This window comes from Frisingicoccus sp., assembly GCA_016298055.1.
Lineage (GTDB): Bacteria > Bacillota > Clostridia > Lachnospirales > Lachnospiraceae > Frisingicoccus.
Window position 1 is genome coordinate 1 of the sequence record JAEDDO010000146.1, and the last position, 4,601, is coordinate 4,601.

At 44.2% G+C, this 4,601-nt stretch carries 4 protein-coding genes and 1 pseudogene; all 5 read right to left on the reverse strand.

Going from position 1 to position 4,601, the window contains the following annotated elements; all coding sequences use genetic code 11:
* A partial coding sequence (locus QZZ35_RS09325; protein ID WP_291237151.1) for an HAD family hydrolase occupies window positions 1–659 on the reverse strand: 659 nt, incomplete at its 3' end.
* Entirely contained in the window at window positions 659–1,309 is a 651-nt protein-coding gene (gene thiE, locus QZZ35_RS09330) for a thiamine phosphate synthase (protein ID WP_291237152.1), read from the reverse strand. The genes QZZ35_RS09325 and thiE, both read right to left, overlap by 1 nt.
* Before the next feature lie 79 nt (window positions 1,310–1,388).
* Window positions 1,389–3,236 (reverse strand): asparagine synthase (glutamine-hydrolyzing), encoded by a 1,848-nt coding sequence (gene asnB, locus QZZ35_RS09335; RefSeq protein WP_291237153.1) that lies wholly within the window; start codon window positions 3,234–3,236, stop codon window positions 1,389–1,391.
* A gap of 80 nt (window positions 3,237–3,316) precedes the next feature.
* Window positions 3,317–3,985, reverse strand: coding sequence for an HAD family hydrolase (locus QZZ35_RS09340; protein WP_291237154.1), 669 nt, complete (start codon window positions 3,983–3,985; stop codon window positions 3,317–3,319).
* A gap of 67 nt (window positions 3,986–4,052) precedes the next feature.
* A pseudogene (locus tag QZZ35_RS09345) lies at window positions 4,053–4,601 on the reverse strand (carbamoyl-phosphate synthase large subunit); the annotation flags it as partial.

Below are 4,601 nucleotides of genomic sequence, written 5' to 3' on the forward strand. Positions count from 1 at the left end.
GGATATTTTTCAATATCCACATTATGTTTATTAATCATACAATCCGTCAACAGGAATACTTTCATTCCCAGTTTTTCTGCGACCATGTCCTCATCCACATCGTTTCCGACCATCATACATTCTTCCGGTCTTGCCCCGATATGTTCGAGCACTTCTTCATAATATTTCAGATTCGGTTTACAGAATCTGGCATTCTCATACGTTGTAAAATATTCAAACGCGTCCGGTTCGAATCCTGCCCATCGTATTCGGCTTTCTGTCGCAATACTCGGAAAAAGGGGATTAGTTGCGAGTACCACATGGTATCCTTTCTCTTTTATTGCATCCACACAGGCTTTTGCTTTTGGATTTTTCCCGCACACAGATGCTGTTTCCTGAAATTCATTGGCATAAAAGGATTCAAAAATCGGTTTATCCTCATGTACTTTTTCACCATAACTTTTTTCAAAAGCTTTCCAGAAAACGTCCTCATTCATACAAGAGCCATCATTCATCACCATGGCACCTACGCCTTTCCAAAGATTGCCAAAAAGTGTCTCCGGATCATAACCGTGGGGGGCCAGCTTTTTGCTGAGTCTTGTAAAATAATCTTTAATAAAAAGATCCTGATCCATCGGAAGCAGGGTTCCGTCCAGGTCAAATAAAATATACTTTATCATTAATCCTTTACCTCCGGAGGGAATACTTCCAAAGATAATTGTTTTAATTCCCGGGCTGCCCCCTCAATATCTTCCTTTGCGAAGATTCCGGAAACAATGGCTGCCCCCTGAGCTCCGGACCCTGTTAATTCCCGGATATTTGTGGCATCGATACCACCGATCAGTACGATCGGTATATCCACCGCCTGACGGATTTTTGAAAATTCTTCCATGGTCATCGGTTTTGCCTCAGATTTTGTGGAGGATCCGAACATGGCACCGCTGCCAAGATAATCTGCCCCCTGGCGGACAGCTTCCTGTGCCTGTTCCACGGTTTTAGCCGTCACACCGATGATCTTATCTTTTCCGAGAATCTCCCGGGCTTTTGCCGCTGCCATATCCTCCTGTCCCACATGAACGCCATCCGCATCACAGGCCTGACACACATTAATATTATCATTGATAAGAAACGGAATATGATAAGCATCTGTCACCTTTTTTACATCTTTTGCGAGAGCAATAAATGCCTCGTCATCCAGATGTTTCTCGCGAAGCTGCACCATCGTCACCCCGCCTTTGATTGCTGCTTCAACAGCCTCCGCCAGCGTCTGTCCCTCTTTGAGCCACTGACTGTCCGTCACCGCATACAATTGCAGCATATTTGTATCCATATCTTCTGCTACCTCCATCTTCTTTAAACACAAACTGCAGCCGTTTATAGAAGGCTGCAGTCTGAAACCTGTTTATCATTTAGTTAAAGGAAACCTTCTCCTGTACAAAATATACATCGTACCACATTAAGAACATATACACGACCCATATCTTCTTACTATTGTCCAGTTTGCCCTTCTTATGCTGATCCAGCATCTTCACCAGCTCTTTTGTATTAAAGAACTTCTGTGCCGCCGGGCTTTCAAAGGATGCCTTCACCTGTTCATAATACTTATCTTCCCTGAGCCACAAACCGATCGGTACCGGGAAACCGAGTTTTTTCTTCATCGCCGTAGCTTCCGGAATATGACGTCTTGCCGCCTTTCTGAGGGCGTACTTTGTCGTTCCTTCCGCAAGTTTATATTTTGTCGGGATGGTCTTTGCCAGCTTATATACTTCCCGGTCCATAAACGGTACACGACATTCAAGAGAATGGCGCATGCTCATCTTATCACCTTTAAGGAGAATATCGCCGATCAGCCAGAAATTCATATCAATATACTGCATCTTTGTTGTGTCATCGAGATGCTTCACCTTATCATAATAAGGCTTGGTCAGCTTCCATGGAGCCTTGGCCGGTGTGGCATTCTTAAGGATCTTTTTACGTTCTTTCACTGAAAAACGTTTCGCATTGCCGATAAAGCGTTCTTCCACATCAAGTGCTCCACGCATCAAAAAGCTGCGACCACGCATGCCCTCCGGCATGATCATCTCAGCTGCCTTGCCGACAAAGCGGCGCAGACCCTTAGGAAGTTTCTGATAACCGTGAAGGGATACGGGTTCGTGATAAATGTTGTATCCGCCGAAAAACTCATCCGCACCCTCACCGGAAAGCACAACTTTCACATGTTCTGCAGCTGTCTTATCCACAAAGTAAAGGGCAACGCAGGAGGCATCCGCAAGCGGCTCATCCATATAGTACTGGATCTCCGGCAATACGCTCCAGTATTCTTCTTCTGTGATCAATTTGCTGAAATTCTGTGTGCCGATCTTTTCAGACAGATCCTGGGCATAGGATATTTCATTGAATTTATCATAATCAAAACCGACAGTGAATGTCTTATCTGCCTTTGATACGGTTGCAATATAACTGGAATCGATACCGCTGGAGAGAAGTGAACCGACTTCCACATCACTGATCATATGGGCCTGAACCGATTCCTGCATCTGAGCATCGATCTTGTCCACAAGTTCATCCAGATTGGCATTCTCATCAATATCAAAATCCGGTTCCCAGTAACGTTCAATAGTCACTTCACCGTCTTTAAATAAAATGCTGTGCGCCGGTGCCAGCTTGTAAATGCCTTTAAAAAATGTCTCCGGAAGAACGGAGTACTGGAAAGTCAGATACTGTTCCAATGCTTCCGTATTGACTTTTTTCACATAGCCCGGATATTCAAGAATACTCTTGATCTCTGAGCCGAATACAAGATTGCCGTCGATGACGCCATAGTAAAAAGGTTTGATACCAAAATAATCTCTTGCGCCAAAAGCCAGATCCTTATTCCTATCATAGATCATAAATGCAAACATACCCCGGCAATGTTTTGGAAGCTCGGTTCCCCATTCTTCATAGCCATGAACGAGAACTTCCGTATCCGAATTATTGCGGAAAACATGTCCTTTTGCTTTCAATTCCTCTCTGAGAGTCATAAAATTATAAATCTCACCATTGAACACAATGACAATACTATTATCCTCATTGAACATCGGCTGGGATCCATGATCAAGGTCAATAATACTTAAACGCCGGAATCCCCAGGCGGCTTTATCTGTAATAAACTGACCGGCACTGTCCGGACCTCTGTGAATAATACGATCCATCATCCGTGTCAATACTTCTTTACTGTCAGGTAATTTCCCTGTGAAGCCACATATACCACACATTTTTATCGCCTCCAAAACTAGTATGTGAAAAAATAATATTTATTATTTTAAACTCTTTCATAGCATTTTGCAATACAAATCTATTGACTCTCATCCTTTAAGCGGCACAGACGGAGAAGATCCTTTGGCTGCTCTGCCAGTGCGTGGGCATGATTTTTAACCAGCTCTTCACGGGTCCTGAATCCCCAGAGAACACCCACGGTAAATGCGCCGGCTCTGTTTCCCGTCATCATATCCACGTTTGTGTCTCCGATATACATGCATTCCTCCGGTTTAACGCCAAAGGCTTTTGTGATGGCAAACACACCGGAAGGATCGGGCTTCTTTTCAATCCCCTCCTGCTGCCCCTGAACATGGTCAAACAATTCATCGCCAAAAAGCGTCCGGATCACCTTTACAGTCTGGGCATGGGGCTTATTTGACAAAACGGCCAGTTTCATTCCCATTGCTTTTAACTGCTGTAATGTCTCCAAAATCCCGTCATAGACAGTCACCTTATAGGTACAGTCCTTATTAAATATGTCTCTGTAAGCCTCGAATGCTTCCTCAAGATGCTCAAGCTTCTCATCTCCCGCATCACGCAAAACCCTCTCGACCAGAGTCTTCGCACCGTCTCCCGCATAATAGCGGAAGTTTTGTGCCGGAAGGGGCGCATAACCAAAGCGCTCGATGACCTGATTGGCACTGATGGCCATAGAGTCCAATGTATTGCACAATGTCCCGTCTAAATCAAAAATACAAGCTTTCATTTTTTCCTCTCACTTTTCCCAAAAAAGAGACACCGAAATCCTTACAGACCCCGGTGTCCTTCTATAACTATTTGTCTTTAATTTCAGAATGTAATTCCTGAAGAGATTTTATTTCACTGCTTCCATATAACTTAATGGATTTTACACCGCTGGCAGCTGCTTTAGCCGCAGCCATTGTTGTAAAGTATGCGATTTTTTTCTTGATCGCTGCCTTACGCAGATAGCTGTCATCTACCATACGCTCATGACCTACCGGTGTATTGATGATAATATCAATCTTTCCGTTTGTGATAAGGTCAAGAATATTCGGACGTCCTTCGCTTAATTTGTTTACGATCTCAACGTCGATTCCGGCTTCCTGAATCAGTTTTCCTGTACCTTTTGAGGACAGGATCTTGAATCCTGCATCGGCAAAATCGCGGGCAACTTCTGCAACTTCCGGCTTATCCTTGTCACATACAGTAATAAGAACTGTGCCTTCTAACGGAACCTGAGTCTTTGTTGCCTCCTGCGCTTTATAGAATGCCTCACCCCAAAACTGGGAAAGTCCCAATACTTCACCTGTGGAACGCATCTCCGGTCCAAGTACCGGGTCAACTTCAGGGAACATATTGAA